This window comes from Microbacterium testaceum StLB037 (assembly GCF_900104345.1).
In the GTDB taxonomy this organism is placed as follows: domain Bacteria; phylum Actinomycetota; class Actinomycetes; order Actinomycetales; family Microbacteriaceae; genus Microbacterium; species Microbacterium testaceum_A.
Map to the genome: position 1 here is coordinate 555,015 of NZ_FNJN01000001.1, position 19,768 is coordinate 574,782.

15 protein-coding genes and 1 pseudogene are annotated in these 19,768 nt (G+C 71.7%); 8 read left to right on the plus strand and 8 right to left on the minus strand.

The window, feature by feature from the left end; all coding sequences use genetic code 11:
* Positions 1-87: 87 nt before the first annotated feature.
* The 7 genes and pseudogenes from BLS25_RS02595 to BLS25_RS02625 all read right to left on the minus strand — a co-directional run bounded on the left by BLS25_RS02595 (position 88) and on the right by BLS25_RS02625 (position 11,225).
* Positions 88-3,435, minus strand: coding sequence for an ATP-binding protein (locus tag BLS25_RS02595; RefSeq protein WP_074694301.1), 3,348 nt, complete (start codon positions 3,433-3,435; stop codon positions 88-90).
* On the minus strand, positions 3,432-4,160 hold the full coding sequence (locus tag BLS25_RS02600) for a DUF4194 domain-containing protein (protein ID WP_074694302.1): 729 nt from the start codon (positions 4,158-4,160) through the stop codon (positions 3,432-3,434). Before BLS25_RS02600 ends, BLS25_RS02595 begins: the two co-directional genes overlap by 4 nt.
* Complete coding sequence (locus BLS25_RS02605; protein WP_056227612.1) at positions 4,153-5,658, minus strand: DUF3375 domain-containing protein; 1,506 nt, start codon at positions 5,656-5,658, stop codon at positions 4,153-4,155. Before BLS25_RS02605 ends, BLS25_RS02600 begins: the two co-directional genes overlap by 8 nt.
* Positions 5,659-5,701: 43 nt before the next feature.
* The gene (locus BLS25_RS02610) at positions 5,702-7,678 is read right to left on the minus strand and encodes a glycosyltransferase family 39 protein (RefSeq protein ID WP_074694303.1); all 1,977 of its coding nucleotides are present in this window, start codon (positions 7,676-7,678) and stop codon (positions 5,702-5,704) included.
* 91 nt (positions 7,679-7,769) lie between these two features.
* Positions 7,770-9,125 (minus strand): annotated as a pseudogene (locus BLS25_RS02615) (APC family permease); the annotation flags it as partial.
* Positions 9,126-9,363: 238 nt separating this feature from the next.
* Positions 9,364-10,758, minus strand: a complete 1,395-nt coding sequence (locus BLS25_RS02620) for an aspartate aminotransferase family protein (RefSeq protein ID WP_074694305.1) — start codon at positions 10,756-10,758, stop codon at positions 9,364-9,366.
* Entirely contained in the window at positions 10,755-11,225 is a 471-nt protein-coding gene (locus BLS25_RS02625) for an Lrp/AsnC family transcriptional regulator (RefSeq protein ID WP_056227624.1), read from the minus strand. The genes BLS25_RS02620 and BLS25_RS02625 overlap by 4 nt, the downstream gene beginning before the upstream one ends.
* A 145-nt stretch (positions 11,226-11,370) precedes the next feature.
* Between BLS25_RS02625 and BLS25_RS02630 the strand changes: the two genes are divergently transcribed.
* Both BLS25_RS02630 and BLS25_RS02635 read left to right on the plus strand, forming a co-directional pair.
* On the plus strand, positions 11,371-13,038 hold the full coding sequence (locus tag BLS25_RS02630; RefSeq protein ID WP_074694306.1) for a cellulase family glycosylhydrolase: 1,668 nt from the start codon (positions 11,371-11,373) through the stop codon (positions 13,036-13,038).
* Positions 13,039-13,120: 82 nt separating this feature from the next.
* Positions 13,121-15,133 (plus strand): ArnT family glycosyltransferase, encoded by a 2,013-nt coding sequence (locus BLS25_RS02635; RefSeq protein ID WP_074694307.1) that lies wholly within the window; start codon positions 13,121-13,123, stop codon positions 15,131-15,133.
* Between the two features lie 36 nt (positions 15,134-15,169).
* On the opposite strand, the gene BLS25_RS02640 is transcribed toward BLS25_RS02635, so the two are convergent.
* The gene (locus BLS25_RS02640) at positions 15,170-15,961 is read right to left on the minus strand and encodes an alpha/beta fold hydrolase (protein WP_056227635.1); all 792 of its coding nucleotides are present in this window, start codon (positions 15,959-15,961) and stop codon (positions 15,170-15,172) included.
* Between the two features lie 57 nt (positions 15,962-16,018).
* On the opposite strand from BLS25_RS02640, the gene BLS25_RS02645 reads away from it, so the two are divergent.
* From BLS25_RS02645 to BLS25_RS02670, 6 genes are all read left to right on the plus strand, one after another.
* Positions 16,019-16,585, plus strand: a complete 567-nt coding sequence (locus tag BLS25_RS02645) for a mismatch-specific DNA-glycosylase (RefSeq protein ID WP_056227637.1) — start codon at positions 16,019-16,021, stop codon at positions 16,583-16,585.
* A 41-nt stretch (positions 16,586-16,626) separates the two neighbouring features.
* The gene (locus BLS25_RS02650) at positions 16,627-17,055 is read left to right on the plus strand and encodes a ribosomal maturation YjgA family protein (RefSeq protein WP_056227640.1); all 429 of its coding nucleotides are present in this window, start codon (positions 16,627-16,629) and stop codon (positions 17,053-17,055) included.
* Positions 17,056-17,110: 55 nt separating this feature from the next.
* Positions 17,111-17,407 carry a DUF1905 domain-containing protein gene (locus tag BLS25_RS02655; RefSeq protein WP_074694308.1) on the plus strand — a complete coding sequence of 99 codons (297 nt, stop codon included), beginning with the start codon at positions 17,111-17,113 and terminating at the stop codon, positions 17,405-17,407.
* A gap of 4 nt (positions 17,408-17,411) precedes the next feature.
* Positions 17,412-17,897, plus strand: a complete 486-nt coding sequence (locus tag BLS25_RS02660; protein WP_056227648.1) for a prepilin peptidase — start codon at positions 17,412-17,414, stop codon at positions 17,895-17,897.
* 67 nt (positions 17,898-17,964) lie between these two features.
* Positions 17,965-19,035 (plus strand): YhjD/YihY/BrkB family envelope integrity protein, encoded by a 1,071-nt coding sequence (locus BLS25_RS02665; RefSeq protein WP_074694309.1) that lies wholly within the window; start codon positions 17,965-17,967, stop codon positions 19,033-19,035.
* The gene (locus BLS25_RS02670; RefSeq protein ID WP_081349654.1) at positions 19,028-19,759 is read left to right on the plus strand and encodes an NAD(P)H-hydrate epimerase; all 732 of its coding nucleotides are present in this window, start codon (positions 19,028-19,030) and stop codon (positions 19,757-19,759) included. Before BLS25_RS02665 ends, BLS25_RS02670 begins: the two co-directional genes overlap by 8 nt.
* Positions 19,760-19,768: the final 9 nt, after the last annotated feature.

Genomic DNA, 19,768 nt, shown 5'->3' on the forward strand with positions numbered 1-19,768 from the left:
TCATAACCGCCGTGATCCGCACATCCTCAGCCGGGGACACCCCCGTGACGACGGAGGTTGCGTAACCCGTTGAGGGTGCTCGACGGATCAGCCCGGAACGCCCACCTTCGCCTTCGCCCACGAGCGCCCGCGGGTGTCCTTGAGGATGTCGTACTCGACGTCGACGTGCGGCTCGATCGCGCTGTACTTGTCGTTCGGTGCACCGATGACGAGCTGGAAGCCGAGGCCGCGCCAGGCGCCGATCGCGCGCTTGGTGAAGTGCGCGTCGGCCTTGATGAGCGCCTCGTCGAGGAAGACGGGGGCGTAGCGCGGGCGCTCCGATCCGGCGTCCCCGAGCTGGTAGCGCAGGGCCGCACCCACGATGAAGGCGATGAGCTCCTGCGATTCGCCGCCCGACTTCTCGCCGATGTGGTCGTAGAGCGCCACGTGCTCGCCCGTGTCGGCGCGGAAGCGCTCGGCGCTGACCCGCACGTGGTTGCGCACGTCGACGAGGTCGGCGAAGTCGGGGGCGGTGGGGCGGATGCGGTTGATCAACCGCGCCATGCGCCCGTACACGCCCTCGCGCTCCTCGTCTGTCGAGGCCGCGTCGATCGCCGCGCGAACGTCGCGCAGCTCGCGGCGGAAGCGCTTGCGCACCTCCGACTGGCTCTCGCGCGGAACGATCTGGAGGCGGTGGTCGTCGTCGTAGAACGGCAGGTCCTGCATGATGTCGTTGATCGGGGCGATGCGCTCGCGGATCTCGCGCAGGGCGCGCGTGAGCGCCGAGTCGAGGCTCGTGAGGTCGTTGCCCGACAGGCGCAGCAGCGAGTCGCGCCATTCCGCTTCGAGTTCGTGCAGGCCGCTGGCCTCGAGCTCGCTGAGGATCCGCTCGAAGTCGCCGAGCGCCTCATCGGGGTCGGCGAGCAGGTTGGGGCTCGGCCACCGGTCGGTGAACGCGGTCATCGTGCGGCGCAGGCTCTCGCGCTGGTCGCTCCACGTCTCCTGGGTCGCACGCTGTTCCTCGAGCAGACGCTTCGACGCCGACTCGAGGGCGGCGTCGAACCGCGCGAGCCGCTGCGAGGGCGAGACGTCATCGCCGGAGGGCGCCACGAACAGCCCGTCGAGGTACGCGACCTCGTCGGGGGTGAGCGTCATCTCGCGGTCCTCGGCCCGTTCGAGCAGGATCTGAGCGGCATCCACGTCGTCGGTGATCTCGGCCCAGCGGGCGGCGAGGGTCTGCTGCTCGGTCTTGGCTCCGCCGATCTCCTCGCGCAGGCGCGCGACGCGGGCCTTCGCGCCCGAGATCTGCTCCTGCAGCTCGGCGATGCGGGGGTTTCCCGCGGTGACCTCGACGACGGTCTCGTTCCAGCGGTCGAGATCGCGTTCGACGGATGCCACGTCGACCTGGTCCCACGACAGGTCCGCGATCTTCTCGAGGGCGCCGCGCCGGTCGTCGAAGGCGTCGAGGGCGGCGGCGGCCTCGTCGACCGCGGCCTTGGCGGCGGTGAGGTCGCGCCGGACGGTGACGATCTGCTCGCCGAGCTCGGTGAGGCGCACGCGGGACGAGAAACCGAGGATGCTCTGCCGCGCCGAGCCGCCGTGGGCGCCGCGGGCGCCCTGACTCGTCTGGCCCGAGATCGTGAGCGCCATGCGGTGCTGTGAGAGCTCCGACGCGGCATCCACGCAGACGAACGCGAACTGCTGCTCGAGGCGGTCCTGCAGCCAGCCGGTGAAGGGCGAGGAACGGAACTCCAGGCGCCCGGGCAGGGTCGCCGGGTCCAGCGCCCCGCGCTCGGGAAGGTCGGTAGGAACACCCTCGAATCGGAGGCGCTCCGAGAGTCGCACGCTGTCGATCGCGGCGCGGAACGCAGAGAGGTGCGCGGCATCGACGAGCAGCGTCGTCGCGAATCCGCCCAGCGCAAGGGTGAACGCCCCGCGCCACGGTTCGAATTCGGTGCGCACGTCGACGAGCTCGGCGACGAAGGGCAGCTCGGCGGCGGTGAGCCCCGCGGCCTCGGCCAGCGCCTCGCGCGCCTCGTGCAGGCGCGGGGGGATGTTGTCGTCGCGGGTCTGCGTGCGTCGGTGCTCGACCTCGAGGGCGGCGAGCTGCTGGCGCAGGTCGGTGTGCCGGCTGCTGGCAGCGACGAAGGCGTCGCGCACCGCGCTCTTGGCACCCGTGTCGGCGAGGGTGCGCCGCGCTTCGGCGACGAGCGCGGTGAACTGCTTCTCGGTGGCGACCTCGACCGAGAGCACGGCGAGGGCCGCTTCGAACCGTTCGCGGTCGCGCTGCATGCCCGCGAGGCGCCGCTCGAGGGTCCGCAGTTCGCGCTGCGCCGCGTCGAGCCGGTCGCCGCCCGCCGCGCGCAGCACGTCGCCCAGTGCCTCGCGTTCGGCCTCTGCCGCGTCGGCGAGGGCCTGGCGTTCGCGCACGAGCGCGTCGGTGGCGTGCGTGCGGTCGCGCAGCTCGGCCTCGACCGCTTCGAGCAGGTCGACCCGTCGCTGCGCGCGCCAGAGCGAGGCGCGCGACTCGGGGTCGCCGAAGCGCCCGAGCGCGTCGATCAGGCGCAGGCGCTCGGCGGCGTCGTCGATGCGCGTCTTCATGCCGCGGATCGGTTGCAGGGCCCGCACCTGCTGGCGGGCCTCGAGCATGCGCGTGCGCGTCGACTCGAGCCCGTCGAAGTGCGTGACGACCGCGTCGGCCACGGCGAGCGTCTCGGGCTCTTCGAGCACCATGCGCTTGTAGAGGTCGTCGACGGTGGTGATCTGCTGACCGGCCTGGATGCGCGCGAGCAGGCTCATCGCCTTCGAGCCCGCTCCCGCCGCGCCGATGCCGAGCACGGCGTGCAGCCGCGCCGAGAACTCGCGGTCGGTCGCGAGGGTGTCGAGGCCCGCCGCCCGCACGGCCGAGTCGGAAAGGTGGCTCTGCGCCGCGCGCTCGAGCTGGCGCAGGTCGAACGCCCCGTGCACGGTCGCGCGCACCTTGACGGCGTCGTCGAGCGTGCGGGCGGCGGCGGGGAAGTACCAGGCCCGCACCGCCGTGAAGCGCGCGCCGTCGTGGTCGGCCCAGGTCATGCCGATCGCGGTCCACGTGTCGACCCCGTCGCCGCGCAGCACCCGCACTTTGGTGCCCTCGTCGGTGCGCGACTCGTCGAGCTTGCCGCGGCCGTAGGAGAGGATGTTGCGCTGCTCCTGGCCGCGCGGGCGACCCACGACCGCGCCGTTCGAGGCGCCGTTGAAGGGGGTCGTGTGCGGCATCATCAGTGCGACGTACGCGTCCATGAGCGTGGACTTGCCCGAGCCCGATCCGCCGCACAGGAGCGTCGCGGTCGGCGCGAAGCGCACGCGGTGCGTGCCGTCGTATCCGCCCCAGTTGATCAGCTGCAGGTCTTCGGCGACCCACTGCTGCCCGCGGGAGGCCGCGGGGATGAGCCCGAACAGCGTCTCGAGCATGGTCATGCGCGCTCCTCCTCGAGGATTCCGGATGCCACGGCCTCGGCGTCATCGATCAGGGGCGCCGGGGTGTCGGCATCCCGTGTCTGCTCCTCCAACCACCGCTGCAGATCGCGCAGCACCTCGGCGCTGAGCACGATCTCGATGAGCGGCCCGATGCGGTAGCGCCCCTCGGACTCCTCTTCGATGATGCCCTCGCGGTCGAGGCGCGCGATCGCGGTGCGGACGGCCCGCTGCTGGCTCGCGCGGGTGCCGTCGGTCTCGCTGAAGTAAGTGAGCACGGTCTGCTCGACCTCTTCGACGTCGACGCGGGCGGATGCCGTGCCGGCGGTCGTCTCGCGCTGGAACACCGTGCGCAGGTAGACGAGCACGAGCGTCTCGGCGCGCGAGTACGCCTCGTCCTTCAACAGGATCGGCACGTCGACGTCGTCGCTGCGCACCTGCTCCTTGTAGGCGACGCCGCGGGCGTGGTCGACGACGAGGCGCACGAAGAGGTCGTTCAGGCGCGACTCGATCATCTGCTGGTGCTCGAGCAGCAGCTTCCACTCGGCGGGCGAGTTGTCGGCCACGAGGAAGCGCCGCTGAAGGATCCGCACCAGCACGCGCCGCACGTCGGCGTCGAGCGTGCCGCGGTCGCCCGCGAACAGCGCGTCGGGGTCGTTCTCCATGGCCACCGGGGCGATGAAGGCGGGGGTGTCCGTGTCAGGGGCGGACGGGTCGATGTCAGTCATCGGCATCCGTTTCTGTGGCAGTCGGGGGTTCCGCGTCCGAGACGCGAGAGGGCGCGGCGATGACCGCGCCGAAGGCGAAGCGCCGGGTGGTGCCGTCGGGACGGACGGCCTCGACGATCGAGACGTCGTCGGTCTCGACCAGGCCCTCGCGGTGGACGATCTCGAGCAGGCCGACGAGGTCGACCGGGCGCCGGGTCTCGGCATCCGCTCCGGCGAAGGCCGTCGCGAGGTCGAAGCCCCCGGGAAGCGTGGCCACGTACGCCTCGAGTTCGGCGTAGTGCGGGCCGCCCCACGCGCGCGTGTCGGCGTCGACGAACTCGACGTCGGAGTCTCCGGATGCCAACGGCGCCGGCGCCCCGGGAGGACGCACGTCGCCGAGCGAGCGGCGCAGGTGCCCGATGTCGGCGAGGGGCAGGGTGCGCACCGGTTCGACGCGACCGGGGGAGCGGGTCTGGCTCCAGCGGTGCAGACCCGCCATGACCGAGCGCAGCAGATCGTCGACCTGCCGGTCGCGGATCGGGTCGTGCGTGCGCACCTGCGCGGTGATGACGTGCGAGGCGCGTCGCTGGGCGGTGAGCACCTCCTGCACGCCGGCCTCGACGCGCCTGGCGATCGCGTCGAGCTCTCCGCGCTGCTCGGGGGTCATCAGGCGCGAGAACGGCTGGGTGAGCACGGCGTGCAGCTGGTCGGTGAGGTCGTCGATGTTCTCGGGGTCGCCGATCAGGCGCAGCGCTCCCTGGAACGCCCGGCCCTCGGGGGTCGCCTGCATCACCTGGCGACCGCGCTCGAGGTACTCGCGCAGCACATCGCCGGTGGGGCGCACATCACGACGGAGTTCGGCCACGACGTCGCGCTGCATCGCGGCGATAGATTCGGCCACGCGCGAGAAATCGGCCGGCAGTTCGCGCGCGAGGTGGATGACGTTCTCGGCCTCTTCGAGCAGGTGGTCGTCGTCGAGCGGTTCGACGACGCCCCCGTCGAGCGCCGCGATCTCGGCATCCAGAGCCGCCCGTTCCTCGAGCAGGGCCTCTCGGCGCCGCGCGGGATCGCTCTCGGCGTCGCGCGCGAGGCGGTCGACGGCGTCGAGCAGCGTCCGCACGCGCGAGCGCGAGACCCGCGCCCGGCCGCCGCCCGCACGACCGGCGATCTCGAGGGCGCCGACGGCGTGCGCCGACAGGCGGTAGACCTCGACGTCGTCTTCGATCTGCAGGCCGAGCCAGCCCACGCGCACCCACCCGCGGCAGATCTCGCGCGCGGTACCGGCGGGGATGCGGCGGTCGTCGTCGGTGTCGATGCCGGCGGCGCGCAGTTCGTCGATCGCCTCGGCGACTTCGACGTGGGCGTCGGCGACCGCGACGGCGGGGCGATCGGGGGTGAACACGATCGACAGCACCGCGACGACGAACGGGGCGAAGCGCCCGTGCAGCAGATCGAGCGTCGGGTTCTTGAACGCCGTCACCGAGCGCAGGTACGCGGCTTCGGTTCGGGTGCTGCTCACTGGCTGAAGTCTACCGGCGGCGCGGCGCGCGCCGTGGCGGCCGTCACCCCGATGTGCACGCGTAAAGGGTCGCACCGGTCACCTTGTCGACCTCGCCGCCCTCCTTCGCCTGGCTGAAGTTCCAGTCATCGACCTCGTGGCATCCGGGCCCCGTCGCCACCCGTCGCACCGGATCGCCCTCGGGAGCCCCGGATGCCACGACGAAGAGCCGCGCGCGGCCGCTGCGGACCATCTGGTCGAGCTCCTCGGTGGTGAAGACCGGGACGTGCCCGCTGTAGCCGCCGTCGGTGAGGACGCTCGCCCCGGTGGCGTCGATCACCTGGGACGACAGCGCCCAGGAGTCGGTCACGAAGAGGGGCAGGCCGTTCGCGCCGCCGCCGTGCTCGCGGGCCGCCTGCACGATCTGCGCGACGGCGGGACTCATCTGCGGACTACCGCCCCAGGGCGCCGGCGCCGACACCGTGAAGGTCTCGTCGGGGTGGCCGCCGCGGGCGGTGACGCCGACGTAGGCATCGCCCCCGCTGCCGTCACGGGCGTCGTCGATGACCTGCAGACTCGTCGCGATGGGCAGGCAGAGCAGAGCGACGGCGAGAGCGGCGGGGGCGACGCAGCGGACGCGGGGGAGTGCGGCCGGCGGCGACAGGGCGGCGACGGCGCCGATCGCGAGTCCCACCGCGCCCACCGCCACCGCGGGGATGAGCAACACCTCGGGGAGGCGGGCTTCGGCGATGAGGACGGCCCACCAGATCGACTGGACGACGACGACCGCCGGAAGCACGAGCCGCACGCTCGTTCGCGCGGAACGGAGCAGCCGCACCCCCTCGACCCACGCGACGACGACGAGCAGCACCATCGGAACGCCGAGAGCCGCCACGTAGGCGGTGTGCGGAACGTGGGCGAGGGTGAGCACGGCCGCGGCCGTCGCGAACCACACGGCGGCGACCACCACGAGGGGGGAGCGCGTCGCGGAGGCCCGCGCGAGAGGACGCCCCCGCCGGGGCCGGTGACGCCAGATGCCGAGGGCGATCCCCGCGAGCGCCGCCGGGTACAGCCACCCGATCTGGGTGACCAGGGGCAACTCGAGCAGCTTCGTGAGCGTCGGCGAACCCCCCGAGCTCGCGGGGGCGTGCGTGGTCAGGGCGTGTCCGATCGCGGCGAGGGTCGCGCCGAGCCCGCCTACCGACGTCGGGGCGCCGACCGAGCCGGGAACGGCCCCCGGCACGAAGCGATCCAGGCCGTTGTACCCGAACACCATCGCGAAGACGTCGTCGTTCGTCGAACCGTCCACGTAAGGACGGGAGCCCGCGGGAACCAGCGCGACGATCGTGATCCACGCGACGGATGCCACGACGGCGGCGCACGTGAGCGCCCCGGCGCGCACCGGGCCGCGACGCCATCCCTCGGTCGCCGCCAGCGTGCCGGCGATGAGGGCGGGCAGCAGGAACCACGCGGCCATCATCTTGGCCTGGAATCCCACACCGATGAAGAGAGCGCACAGGACGAGCGGCCACCAGGTCGAGGTGAGGATCGCGCGCTGCCACCACACCAGGGCGACCGCGAGGGCCATCGTCAGCAGTCCGTCCTCCATCGGATGGGCGAACATCGATACGAAGATGGGGGTCGATGCGGCGGCGGCCGCCGCGACGAGGCCCGCGCCCCGTCCGCCCCACCGCAGCGCGAGCACAGCGCACGCCACGACGGTCACCGCGCCCTCGACGACCTGCGGCAGGGCGATCGCCGAGATCGACATGCCGAACAGGCGGATGCTCAGCGCCTGGGGCACGGCGAAGCCGCTGAGCTTGTCGAGGGTGACGGTGGCATCCGGATCGAAGGCGCCGAAGAAGAGGGCGTGCCATGACTGCGACATCGACCGCGCGGACGCCTCGTAGAACGAGAAGTCTCCGCCGCGCGCGAGATTCCAGCAGGTGAGCACGACGAATGCCGCGACGATCAGCGTCAGCGAGATCCGGGCCCACCAGGGTTCACGCCACCAGCGCGCGAGAGGGACGGGAGAGATCACGACGCACAGAATCCCCCGGCGATAACGGGAGCGGGTATCAATCGCCTATGTCGCCGCTGTGGGTGGATGACGCACCCACAGCGGCGACCGGTCAGACCTCGGAGCGCGGCCCGGCGACGGTCTTGGAGACGCCCGTGACCGGCTGGTTCTCGTCGAACGAGGCGATGGGTCGGCGGAACCCGCGCGTCAGGACGACGAGGTACACCACCCCGATGCCCGTCCAGATCAGACCGCCCACGAGGGCGTGCATGTCGAGGTTGACCCACAGCAGACCGGTGAGCAGCATGCCGGTCGCGGGCATGACGATGTAACGCGCGATGTCGGCCGGGGTCTTGCGGAGTCCCTTGCGGACGGCGAACCAGGCGATCACCGAGATGTTGACGAAGGTGAACGCCACCAGGGCGCCGTAGTTGATGTACGCCGCGATCTGCTCGAGGGTGAACGAGATCGCGAAGAGGCTCACGAGGCCGACGATGAGGATCGACAGCGTCGGGGTGTGGGTGCGGGGGTTGATGTAGCCGAAGACCTTGCGCGGGAGCACGTTGTTGCGTCCCATCACCATGAGCATGCGCGACACCGAGGCGTGCGACGCCAACCACGACGCGAGGGTCGCGGCGAACCCGGCGGCGGTCAGCACCGCCTGCAGGACCGGCCCGCCGACCTGCACGCCGATCTCGGGCAGGGTGCTGTCCTCGATCGCCTCCTGCGGGAAGGCCGTCGCGTCGGGGAAGCGCAGCTGGGTCACGTACGAGGCGATCAGGAAGATCAGGCCGCCGACCACCAGGGTGAGGAGGATCGCGCGCGGCATGATCTTGGGCGTCTTCGCCTCTTCGGAGTACATCGACACCGCATCGAACCCGATGAACGAGAAGCACACGACCGTGGCTCCGGCCAGAACCGCGCCGAACTGCACGTCGCTGTGGGCGAAGGGGGCGATCGACACCGGAGTCCCGGCCCCCGCCCCGCCGACCAGCTGCACCACGACCATGACGACGAACACGGTCATCACGAGGATCGAGAACACGAGGAGGATCATGTTCACGTTCGAGGTGCCGCGCATGGTCAGGTAGATGACCCCGGTCACACCCGCGGTGAAGACGACGACCCAGATCCAGCCCGGGACGTCGGGGAACAATGCCTCCATGTAGCTGCGGAGGATGAGGGCGTTCACCATCGGCAGCAGCATGTAATCGATGAGGGCCGTCCAGCCCACCACGAAGCCGACGCCGGGGTGGATGGACTCGCGCGCGTAGGTGTACGCGGAGCCGGCGCTCGGGATGACGCGGACCATCTTGCCGTAGCTGACGGCGGTGAAGACGAGGACGACGAGGGCCACGGCGTACGCGGCCGGGACGACGTTGTTCGTCTTGTCGGCGACGAGACCGAACGTGTCGAAGACGACGGTCGGGGTCATGTACCCCAGACCCAGACCGACGATCGACCAGAGGCCGAGGGTGCGGGCGAGCGTAGCGCCGGAGTTCGCCGTGGGGGCGGCGGCGCGGGTGTTCTCGTTCGTGGCTCCTCCTGGAGGGTGCGGATTGCGCTCGGGTGCGCGATCGGGATGGTGTCGGGTACAGCATCGTGAGCACCGCTCAGGGGTGGGAGCGGGATGGAGACCGCCCGGCGAGCGCGGCTCGCGGGCGGGGGAGGGATGCCGGCATCGGTCGCGCCGGCATCCCGTGAGGTCAGAGTCGGGTCCAAGCCTCCTGCAGCACCGAGCGCAGGATCTGCTCGATCTCGTCGAACTCGGTCGGTCCGAGGGTGAGGGGAGGGGCGAGCTGGATGACCGGGTCGCCGCGGTCGTCCGCTCGGCAGTACAGGCCGGCGTCGAAGAGGGCCTTGGACAAGAAGCCCCGCAGCAGCCGCTCGGACTCGTCGTCGTCGAAGGTCTCTTTCGTGGTCTTGTCCTTCACCAGCTCGATGCCGAAGAAGTAGCCGTCGCCGCGGACGTCACCGACGATCGGCAGGTCGAGGAGGCGCTCGAGGGTCGAGCGGAAGACCGGGGAGTTGCGGCGGACGTTCTCGAGCAGGCCCTCTTCTTCGAAGACGTCGAGGTTCTCCAGCGCCACTGCCGCTGACACCGGGTGGCCGCCGAAGGTGTAGCCGTGGGGGAACGACGCGTCGCCGTGGGCGAAGGGTTCGTAGAGGCGGTCGCTCACGATGGTGCCGCCGAGGGGAGAGTATCCGCTCGTCACCGCCTTGGCGAAGGTGATCATGTCGGGCTGGTAGTCGTAGGCCGAGGCGCCGAAGTAGTGACCGAGACGGCCGAAGGCGCAGATGACCTCGTCGGAGACGAGCAGCACGTCGTAGGTGTCGCAGATCTCTCGCACGCGCTGGAAGTAGCCGGCCGGGGCGGGGAAGCACCCACCGGCGTTCTGCACGGGCTCGAGGAAGACCGCGGCGACGGTCTCGGGTCCCTCGAACTGGATCATCTGCTCGATGCGATCCGCGGCCCACAGGCCGAACTCCTCGGGGGTGCCCCCGCCGAAGCCGGACTCGGCGGCCCGGTAGTAGTTGGTGTTGGGCACGCGGAACCCGCCGGGGGTGACCGGCTCGAACATGTGCTTCATGACGGGAAGACCCGTGATCGCCAGGGCCCCCTGCGTGGTGCCGTGGTACGCGATCGCCCGCGAGATGACCTTGTGCTTCGAGGGCTTGCCCTGGAGCTTCCAGTACTGCTTCGCGAGCTTGAACGCCGTCTCGACCGCCTCTCCTCCGCCGGTGGAGAAGAAAACGTGGTTCAGGTCGCCCGGGGCGAGGTCGGCCAGTCGCTCGGCCAGTTCGATCGCGGCCGGGTGGGCGTAGGACCACAGCGGGAAGAACGCCAGCTGCTCGGCCTGCTTCGCGGCCGCCTGGGCGATGCGGCGACGCCCGTGACCGGCGTTGACCACGAACAGGCCCGCGAGTCCGTCGATGTACTTCTTGCCCGCGGCGTCCCAGATGTGATGGCCCTCGCCCTTGACGATGATCGGGACGCCGGGGCCCTCGGTCATCGTGGACTGGCGCGAGAAGTGCATCCAGAGGTGATCGCGGGCCTTGGCCTGGAGGTCGGTGTTGAGGTCGGTTTCGAAAAGCGTCATCGCGTTCCCCAGTTGTAGAGCTGACGGTGGAGCTTGAGATAGACGAAGGTCTCGGTCGAGACGACGTCGGGGAGCGACCGGATGCGGTCGTTCAGCAGGTCGATCAGGTCGTCGTCGCTCTCGCAGACGACCTCGACGAGCAGATCGAAGGAGCCGGCGGTCGACACCACGTAGGTGACCCCGGGCAGCGCCGTCATCTGCCCCGCCACGACGCGGGTGTCGCCCGAGACCCGCACGCCGATCATGGCCTGTCGGGCGAAGCCGAGCTGGAGGGGATCGGTGACGGCGACGATCTGCAGGATGCCGGCGTCCTGTAGCTTCTGCACCCGCTGGCGCGTGGCGGTCTCGCTCAGGCCGACGGCCTTGCCGATCTCGGCGTAGGAACGGCGCCCGTCTTCCTGCAGCTGCTCGACGATTGCCTTCGAGGCGGCGTCGAGAGCGGGGCTGCGTTCGGTCACGGGAGTCATGATGGGCGACGGTATCAGCGCGATATCGCCCATATCAATGATGATCTCGACATTAACGACACCGTAATGACGCGGAAACCGTCGCCCTCGCGCCGGGGTCGCGGCAGGGGCGTCTGCCCCCAGTACGATGACCGCGGGGGTGCCGATGTCCACGAAACGCACGAACTGGTCGTCCACGCGTCGCGTGCTGCACCGCGCGGCGGCGCTCGTCGCGGGCGCGACCCTGGTCGCCGCGGGCGCGATCGCCGCTCCGGCCGCCTCGGCTGCGACCTCGCTGCCCGGGTGGCTGTCGACCCAGGGGTCGACGATCGTGACGGCATCCGGGGCCCCCTTCACCATCAAGGCCACGGCCTGGTTCGGGATGGAGACCTCGAACTGCGCCCCGCACGGCCTGTGGTCGATCGCGCTCGACGACGGCCTCTCCGCGATCGCGGGCATGGGGTTCAACACCATCCGGTTGCCCTTCTCGAACGAGTGCCTCGCGGCGAAGGCCTCGAACTCGATCAACGGCGCGGTCAACCCCGGACTGGTGTCGCTCACACCGCTGCAGCTGATGGACACGGTCATCGCCCGCGCGAAGGCGCACGGGTTGTCGGTCATCCTCGATCGCCACCGCCCCGACTCGGCGGCGCAGAGCGAGCTCTGGTACACGGGTCAGTACAGCGAACAACGCTGGATCGACGACTGGAAGATGCTCGCCGCTCGCTACAAGAACGAGTCCGCAGTGATCGGCGTCGACCTGCACAACGAGCCCCACGGCGGCGCGTGCTGGAACTGCGGCGACCCCGCCCGCGATTGGCGCGCGGCGGCCACGCGCGCCGGCAATGCCGTGCTCGGGGTCAACCCTCGCCTGCTGATCATCGTCGAGGGCGTGGAGCGACAGAACGACGGCTCGAACACCTGGTGGGGCGGCGGTCTGAAAGACGCCGGGGCCGCGCCCGTGACCCTCGCCGTGAAGAACCGCGTGGTCTACTCGCCGCACGACTACCCCGCCAGCGTCTTCGCGCAGCCCTGGTTCTCGGCATCCGGGTATCCCGCCAATCTCGAGGCGGTGTGGGATGCCAACTGGGGTTACCTCGTGCGCAAGAACATCGCGCCCGTGCTGCTCGGCGAATTCGGCACGAAGCTCGAGACCGCGAGCGACCGGGCCTGGCTCGACGCGCTCGTGGCGTACCTGGCCAAGACGAAGATCAGCTACGCGTACTGGTCGTTCAACCCGAACAGCGGCGACACCGGCGGGCTGGTCGCCGACGACTGGCGCACTCCGCAGAAGGCCAAGCTGGCCGCGCTCGCGCCGATCCTGACGCCGGTCGCGGCGCCCGCTCCGCAGCCGGCTCCGATTCCCTCGACCCCGGCCCCGACGACCACGCCCCGGCCGAGCCTCACGCCGACACCGACACCCACACCGACGGCGACGCCAAAGCCGCCCACCCCGTCCCCGAAGCCCTCGGTATCGGTGACGCCGAGCCCCGCACCCACCCCGAAGCCGGGCACCGGGACGGCCCCGGGAGCTTCGGCCGGCATCACCGCGACCTGGGTCCCGCAGAGCACCTGGGGCGAGGGGTACGTCGCCGAGCTCACCGTCACGGCGACAGGTCCCGTCACGAAGTGGTCGGTCTCGTTCGACGCCGCCGGAACCACCGCGGTGTCGAACGCGTGGGGCATGAGATGCTCGGTCGCGGCCGGGCGCGTGACGTGCACGGGAGCCGACTGGGCGGCGACCCTCGCTCCCGGGCAGACGGTGAGGGTCGGGCTGCAGGCCGCCGCCACGCGGGCACCGTCGCCTGCGAAGCTCACCCTGTCGGCATCCTGATCCACGCCCGGCGAGAGCATCCATCGCTGGCGCATAGGTTCCGTCAGGCTGCGGTGAGGGAAGCGCTGCCTACGATTCGGCGGTGACCGCTGCTTCTCCTCCCGTCCCCACGCCGACCCTTCCGCTGATCGCGGGCCTGCGACGACCCCGCGGATGGACCGTCGGTCTCGTCCTCATCGGGCTCGGCGCGCTGGTCCTCACCGGCTGGCAGGTGTGGGCGGGGGCGCCGAGCGAGTACTACGCCTCGATCGCGCTGTCGATGAGCCGCTCGTGGTCGAACTTCTTCTTCGGCGCCGTGGACCCTGCGGGCACCGTCACCCTCGACAAGATCCCGGGCTCATTCTGGATCCCGGCCCTCTTCGTCCGGGCATTCGGATACTCCGCCTGGGCGGTGATCCTGCCCAACTCCCTCGCCGCCGTCGCCGCCGCCCTCGTCACCGCCGTCACCGCCCGACGCCTGGCGGGGGAGCGTGCCGGACTCATCGCCGGGAGCATCGCTGTCGTCACGCCGATCCTCGTCGCGGTGGCCCGCTCGAACCAGCCCGAGACCTTCTTCGTCCTCGGCCTCTCCCTCACCGCGTGGGCGGCGGTGCGCGCCGTGCAGGCGCGGAGCCTGGGGTGGCTGATCGCTGCGGGAGCGCTGATCGGCCTGTCGTTCCAGTTCTACGAGCTCGAGGCGTGGGCGGTGTGGCCGGCCCTGGCGCTGGCGTACCTCTTCACCCGGCAGTCCTGGGCCCGACGACTCGGTCACCTCGCCCTGGCCGGAGCGGTGAGCCTCATGGCATCTCTGTGGTGGGTCGCGATCGTCTCGATGATCCCCGCCGGGAGTCGGCCCTACATCGGCAGCACCCTGTCGAACAACCCGTGGGAGATGGTGTTCGGGTACAACGGGCTCGGTCGCTTCTCGGCCACGGCCGACAGCGCGGCCTACGAGTCGTTCACCCCGCCCTTCTCGGGCGAGCCCGGCGTGCTGCGCCTCTTCAACGCCCAGCTCGCGGGCCAGGTGGCGTGGCTCATCCCCGCGGCGATCGTCGGGATCATCGTCCTGTGGGTGCTGCGGTTCTCGCGCCCGCTCACGGTGCTGCTGACCGTGTGGCTCGCGACCTTCGCCGCGATGTTCTCCACCGTCGCCGGAATGCACCAGTTCTACACCGCGGCCCTCGCGGTCCCGCTGGCACTCGTCGTGGGGACGGCGCTCGCCGCGGCGCATCGGGCGGGCAGGGTCTGGCCGCAGATCGCGATCGTCGCTGTCGCGGGCTCGACCGCCCTGGGGATCGGCTTGGCCACGGGCGGGTACAGCGTGCCGGTCTCGATCGCGCAGGGCGTCGCGGCGGTCGTCGCGATCGTGCTGTTCTCGACGCGGCACCGCGGGCGCGCGGTCACGACGGTCGCGGTGATGACCGGGTTGCTCCTCACCCCGGCCGTGTGGTCGGCCGTGACCATCGCCCACCCCAGTTCGATCAACCCGGTCGCGGGCGGGGCCGCCGAGTCCGCGGGCTTCGGCGGTCGCGGTTTCGGGGGAGCGGAGTTCGCCGGCGGGATGCCGACCGGGGGGCGCGGCAGCCAGGGATTCGGCGCGGCGCCCGGCGGGGGAGCGGCGCCCGGATCGGGGCAGAGCACCGGGCAGGGCGCGGGTCGCGGTACCGGTGCCGCGCCGGGCGGATCGTCGTCGGCACGCACGCGCGGGGCGGCGGGCGGGGCACCCGCCGGCTTCGGCGGCGGCGGCTTCGGCGCGGGCGGGACGGACGACAGCGCCCTCGTCTCGTGGCTGCAGGCCCGCAGCACGGGGTCGACGTACCTGGCGGCGACCTTTGGGGCGCAATCCGCGGCGCACCTGATCCTCGCCTCGGACGGAGGCTCGTTCCTGCCCATCGGCGGCTTCAACGGCACCGACGACGTGCCGACGCTGGACGCCTTCACCGCGCTGGTCGCCTCCGGCCAGGTGCGCTACGTCATCGGCGGGGACCAACGGGGAGGGGGCACGTCCCTGGGGGCCGCGTCGACGACCACCGCCTCATCGCAGATCCGCACCTGGGTCACCCAGCACTGCGCGACCGACAGCTCGGCTCCCACGACCGTCTACGACTGCGGCTGACCGGTTCGCTCGGGCGGAGCATCCGGCCCGCGTGACTCAGCGGCCGAGGAACTCCATGCCCGCCTCGCGGAACGCCCGTGCACCGGGGGCGTTGACGTGGTGCCGCCCCGGGATGTCTGCGAACTCGCCGCGGGGGAGGAGCCCTGCCAGGTGCTGCGACTGGTCGTGGATGGGGTCGTCCGTGCCCGTCGCGATCAGCACGGGCTGCTGCGGCGGCGTCGAGGGGTCGGGATCGGTCTCGCCGAGGCGCATGCCCTCGGCGATCGCAACGAGGGCGCGCAGGTCGTTGCCCGGCACGCGTTCGGCGAGCGAGACGTAGCGCTGGGTCGTGGCATCCTGAACGGGCTCACCGTGGTCGAGGAAGGCGCGGGCCTGATCGACCTGCAACCGGGCGAGAGGGCGTCCATCCGGGATGCCGCCGAGCACGGCCCGCTCGACGTGTTCGGGGGCGTCGACGGCGAGCTGCCAGCCGACCCGCCCGCCGAGCGAGTAGCCGAGATAACGGACCTGATCGAGCAGGTACGTGTCGAGCACGGCGACGAGGTCGGACACGAGGGTGGGCATCGTGTAGGACGCGGCGTCGTGCGGCTTCTCGCTCGCTCCGTGACCGCGCTGGTCGACGGCGACCACGCGGTAGCCGGCGCGCAGCAGGTCGCGCACCCAGCCGGTGTTGACCCAGTTGTCGCGCGTGCTCGAACCGAAGCCGTGCACGCACAGCACGGGGTCGGCCTCGACGTCGCCCCACGAGTAGGTGGCCAGGCGCACGTTGTCGCCGACGATGACGAATTGCGCGGGGGGAACCTCGGTCAGAGCGGGAACGGCATCCATTCCTCAGATCCTGGCAGAGCGGGCCCGCTCGCCGGGGGTAGTGGTCATAGTGGTCTCATGGGATACACGCGCGCCGAACTCGAGTCGTTCCGGGATGCCACGCGGCCCGACCTCGTGGAGCCGGGCGTACGTCTGCTCTTCGTCGGCATCAACCCGGGGCTGTGGACCGCCGCGACCGGAACGCCGTTCGCGCGACCGGGAAACCGGTTCTGGCCCGCGCTGGTGAAGGCGGGGATACTCCCCCGACTACCCGTGTACTCCGAGCCCCTCGGCGACGAGGACCGCCGGATGATCTTCGACGCCGGGGTGGGGGTGTCGAACCTCGTCGCCCGGGCGACGGCGCGCGCCGACGAGCTCTCGCGTGACGAGCTGCGCTCGGGAGCCGCCGCTCTGGTCGAGCGGGTCGCCGCGTGGCGGCCCCGGGCCGTCGCAGTTGTCGGCCTCACCGCCTACCGCCAGGGGTTCCAGCGGCCCCGCGCGACCGCGGGACGGCAGGAGCAGGCGATCGCCGACGTGCCCACCTGGGTGCTGCCCAACCCCAGCGGCCTCAACGCGCACGACACCGTGGATTCGCTCGCTCGGGCCTACGCGGACCCGGCGCGCGCGGCGGGAGTGATCCGCTGAGGGCGGCCGGCCCCGGCGCGCGGGCATGCCACGATGACAGGATGCCGCCCACCCGCCGTCGCCTGATCGCCCTCCTCGCCCTGGCGGTGGTCGTGGCGGCGGGGCTCGTCGTGCACCTCGTGCTCCCGTCCAGCGACGCGGCGGACATCGCGGGCGATGCGCTGTACACGGTCGCGGTCTACGCCGGGCTCGTGGTCGGTTTCCCCCGTCTGCGGACGCTGGTCGTCGCCCTCGTCGCCGGGGGATGGAGCGTGGCCGTCGAGCTCTTCCAGGCGACCGGGGTCCCCGCCGACCTCGCGGAGCGGTTCCGGCCCGTCGCACTCGTGCTCGGCACGGGGTTCGACGCGCGCGACCTCGTCGTCTACGCGTGCGCGGCCGTCGTCGCCGGCGTGACGGATGCCGCGACGGTGCGCGCCCTCCGTCGCGAGACGCGACGCCCCGGGGCTCCTCCCCAGGGGAGAAGCGCCTGAGCCGGTCGCCGACCGGCGGTATCGTGACCTGCTCGGGTGAGGGAGGGCAGGGGCGATGAGAGTGCGGTTCGAGGGCGACGTCTACCGGTGGGAGGCACGCAGCGACAGCGACTGGTACTTCGTCGCCCTGCCGCCCGATCTCAGCGCCGAGATCCGCGAGACGCAGACCTTCCGCCGCGGATTCGGCGGCGTACGCGTGGACGCTGCGATCGGCGGTTCCACCTTCCGCACCTCGATCTTCCCGCAGACGGGAGGCGTCTACGTCCTGCCTCTCAAACGCGCGGTGCGCGACGCTGAGGGGATCGATCCCGGGGCGATCGTGCGCGTCGACCTCTTCGTGCTCGACGCCTGAGCACGTGCCGGTGCTGCTCGGTCTCGCCGCCGGAGTGTTCGCCGCCGCGAGCCTCACCCTCGTCGTGACAGACCTGCGCTCTCACCGTCTTCCCGATGCCGTCGTCCTCCCGGCCGCGGCGCTGGTGGGAGCGCTGCTGACGGCCGAGGCGGCGCGGATCGGCGACCCGGGGCGTGCGCTCGGCGTGATCGGGGGCGCCGCGGCCGCCTTCGCCGTCGCCCTGACCCTGCATCTCGCCCGCCCCGCGTCGTTCGGCGGGGGAGACGTCAAGCTCGCCGCCCTCGTCGGGACGCCGCTCGGATGGTTTGGGCCCGAGGCCGTGGCATCCGGTCTGCTCCTCTCGCTCGTGCTCGGCGGTGTCGCCGCGGGGGGAGTGCTGCTCGCAGGCGACCGGCGCGCAGAGATCGCGTACGGGCCCTGGCTGCTGCTGGGCGCGTGGCTGCGGATGGCGGTCGGGTACGGCGAGGCGAAAGGGATGCCGCCGGGCTGAGCTGTCGCTGCGCACCCGCGCGGTCAACCCCGCACGACGCATTCGCGCGCGCCGCTAGCCTGGCGCCATGGCCGACCTCATCCGTCGCGTCACGGCGTGGGCCCTGCGGCTCCGTCTCGTGCGCGCCTTCCTCGTCTATTCGGGGGCGCGCGGCCCCATGCTGGCCGACAGCGTGACCTACCGCACGCTGTTCAGTCTGTTCGCCGCGGTGCTGCTGGGCTTCTCGTTCGCGACCGTCTGGCTCGCGGGCAATCCGGAGGGGATCGCCGCCCTCGAGCGTTCCGTGAACAGCGTGGTCCCGGGCCTGGTCGGGCCCGACGGGCTGCTGAAGGTCAGCGACATCAAGGCCCCGCCGGAGTTCACGGTCGCGGGGATCATCGCAATCCTCGGTCTGGTCGGCGCCGCCATCGGCGCGATCGGGTCGCTGCGCTCCGCTCTGCGACAGATCGCCGGCGTCGCCACCGACGACACGCTTCCGATCCTGGTGATCCTGCGCAATCTCGCCGTCGCCGTCGGCATCGGCGTCGCCCTCGTCGGGGCGGCCGTCGTCACCTTCCTCGCCACGGCGGGGCTCAGGTTCGTGCGCGAGCTGCTGGGCATCTCCGCCGACTCGTGGGTCACGGCCGTGCTGACCTGGCTGCTCTCGACCGTCGTCGTCCTCGTGCTCGATACCGCGGCCGTCGCCGTGGCGTTTGCGGCACTGTCGGGCGTCAAGACCCGTCGCCGCACCCTGTTGCGCGGTGCCCTGCTCGGCGGTGTCGGGCTGGTCGTCCTGCAGCAGCTGTCGGGGCTGTTCGTCGGCGGAGCGGGCAACAACCCCCTGCTGGCGACGTTCGCCTCGCTCATCGCCCTGCTGCTGTGGCTGAACCTCTCGAGCCAGGTGATCCTCATCGCGGGGGCGTACATCACCGTCGCGACCGAGGAGGACCAGGACCGCGTGCGTGCGAAGTACGGTGCGTCGACGATGATCCAGTTCCGCGTCCGTCGCGCCGAGAAGGCCGTGCGTGCAGCTACCGGCGAGCTCGAGGCCGCCCGCGCCGCCGAGGCGAAGGAACGCGAGACGCTCGCGAAGAACGACCCCGCCGCCGCCGACCGCGAGGACCGCGCCGAGGTGCGCGCGGGCTCCCGCGATGAGTGAGAGCGCGGGCGGAGTGCTGGCCGCGGGCGAGCGCATCTCGGCGTACAGCGCCGACGCGGTCCGCGCGGCCGAGAAGCCGCTCCTCGCCGAGGGGCGACCGCTCATGCGGCGGGCCGCCGCGGCCCTGGCCGACATCGTCGCGCGCCGTCTCGCCGATCGGCCGGGGGCGGTCCTTGTCCTCGCCGGGGCGGGCGACAACGGGGGAGACGCCCTCTACGCCGCGGCCGACCTGTGCGCCGTCGCCGATCGCGTCGACATCGTGCTCGTGCGCGACCGCGTCCACCGGGCGGCCCTCGACACGGCCGTGGCCGCGGGAGCGCGCGTGCGGTCCGCCTCGGACGTCTGCGAGGCGATGGGCGGATACGTGCTCGTGCTCGACGGCATCCTGGGGATCGGACGTTTGGCGGACCGCCGCCTGCGCGGGGGAGCACGCGCCCTCGTCGAGTGCGTGCGAGCCCAGGAGCAGCGACCGCTGGTGGTCGCGGTCGATCTGCCGAGCGGTCTGGACCCCGACGACGGCACGGCGGATGCCGCGGTGCTCGCCGCCGATCTGACGGTGACGTTCGGAGCGCTCAAGGCGGGCCTCGTGCGGGGTCGCGGCCCCGAGCTCGCCGGGCGCGTGCACTTGGTCGATCTCGGGCTGGAGCCCTACCTGAGGCTCGCGCATCCCGCGGTCACCGCCCCGGTCGACGTGGTGCGGGTCACCCCGCGCGATGGCGCGTGAACGGGCCGC

What these genes read in the sequence shown, in the direction of transcription:
- BLS25_RS02595 (WP_074694301.1), bottom strand. Translation starts at nt 3,435, where the DNA reads ATGACCATGCTCGAGACGCTGTTCGGGCTCATCCCCGCGGCCTCCCGC.
- BLS25_RS02600 (WP_074694302.1), bottom strand. Translation starts at nt 4,160, where the DNA reads ATGACTGACATCGACCCGTCCGCCCCTGACACGGACACCCCCGCCTTC.
- BLS25_RS02620 (WP_074694305.1), bottom strand. Translation starts at nt 10,758, where the DNA reads ATGACGCTTTTCGAAACCGACCTCAACACCGACCTCCAGGCCAAGGCC.
- BLS25_RS02625 (WP_056227624.1), bottom strand. Translation starts at nt 11,225, where the DNA reads ATGACTCCCGTGACCGAACGCAGCCCCGCTCTCGACGCCGCCTCGAAG.
- BLS25_RS02630 (WP_074694306.1), top strand. Translation starts at nt 11,371, where the DNA reads ATGTCCACGAAACGCACGAACTGGTCGTCCACGCGTCGCGTGCTGCAC.
- BLS25_RS02640 (WP_056227635.1), bottom strand. Translation starts at nt 15,961, where the DNA reads ATGGATGCCGTTCCCGCTCTGACCGAGGTTCCCCCCGCGCAATTCGTC.
- BLS25_RS02645 (WP_056227637.1), top strand. Translation starts at nt 16,019, where the DNA reads ATGGGATACACGCGCGCCGAACTCGAGTCGTTCCGGGATGCCACGCGG.
- BLS25_RS02650 (WP_056227640.1), top strand. Translation starts at nt 16,627, where the DNA reads ATGCCGCCCACCCGCCGTCGCCTGATCGCCCTCCTCGCCCTGGCGGTG.
- BLS25_RS02655 (WP_074694308.1), top strand. Translation starts at nt 17,111, where the DNA reads ATGAGAGTGCGGTTCGAGGGCGACGTCTACCGGTGGGAGGCACGCAGC.
- BLS25_RS02665 (WP_074694309.1), top strand. Translation starts at nt 17,965, where the DNA reads ATGGCCGACCTCATCCGTCGCGTCACGGCGTGGGCCCTGCGGCTCCGT.
- BLS25_RS02670 (WP_081349654.1), top strand. Translation starts at nt 19,028, where the DNA reads ATGAGTGAGAGCGCGGGCGGAGTGCTGGCCGCGGGCGAGCGCATCTCG.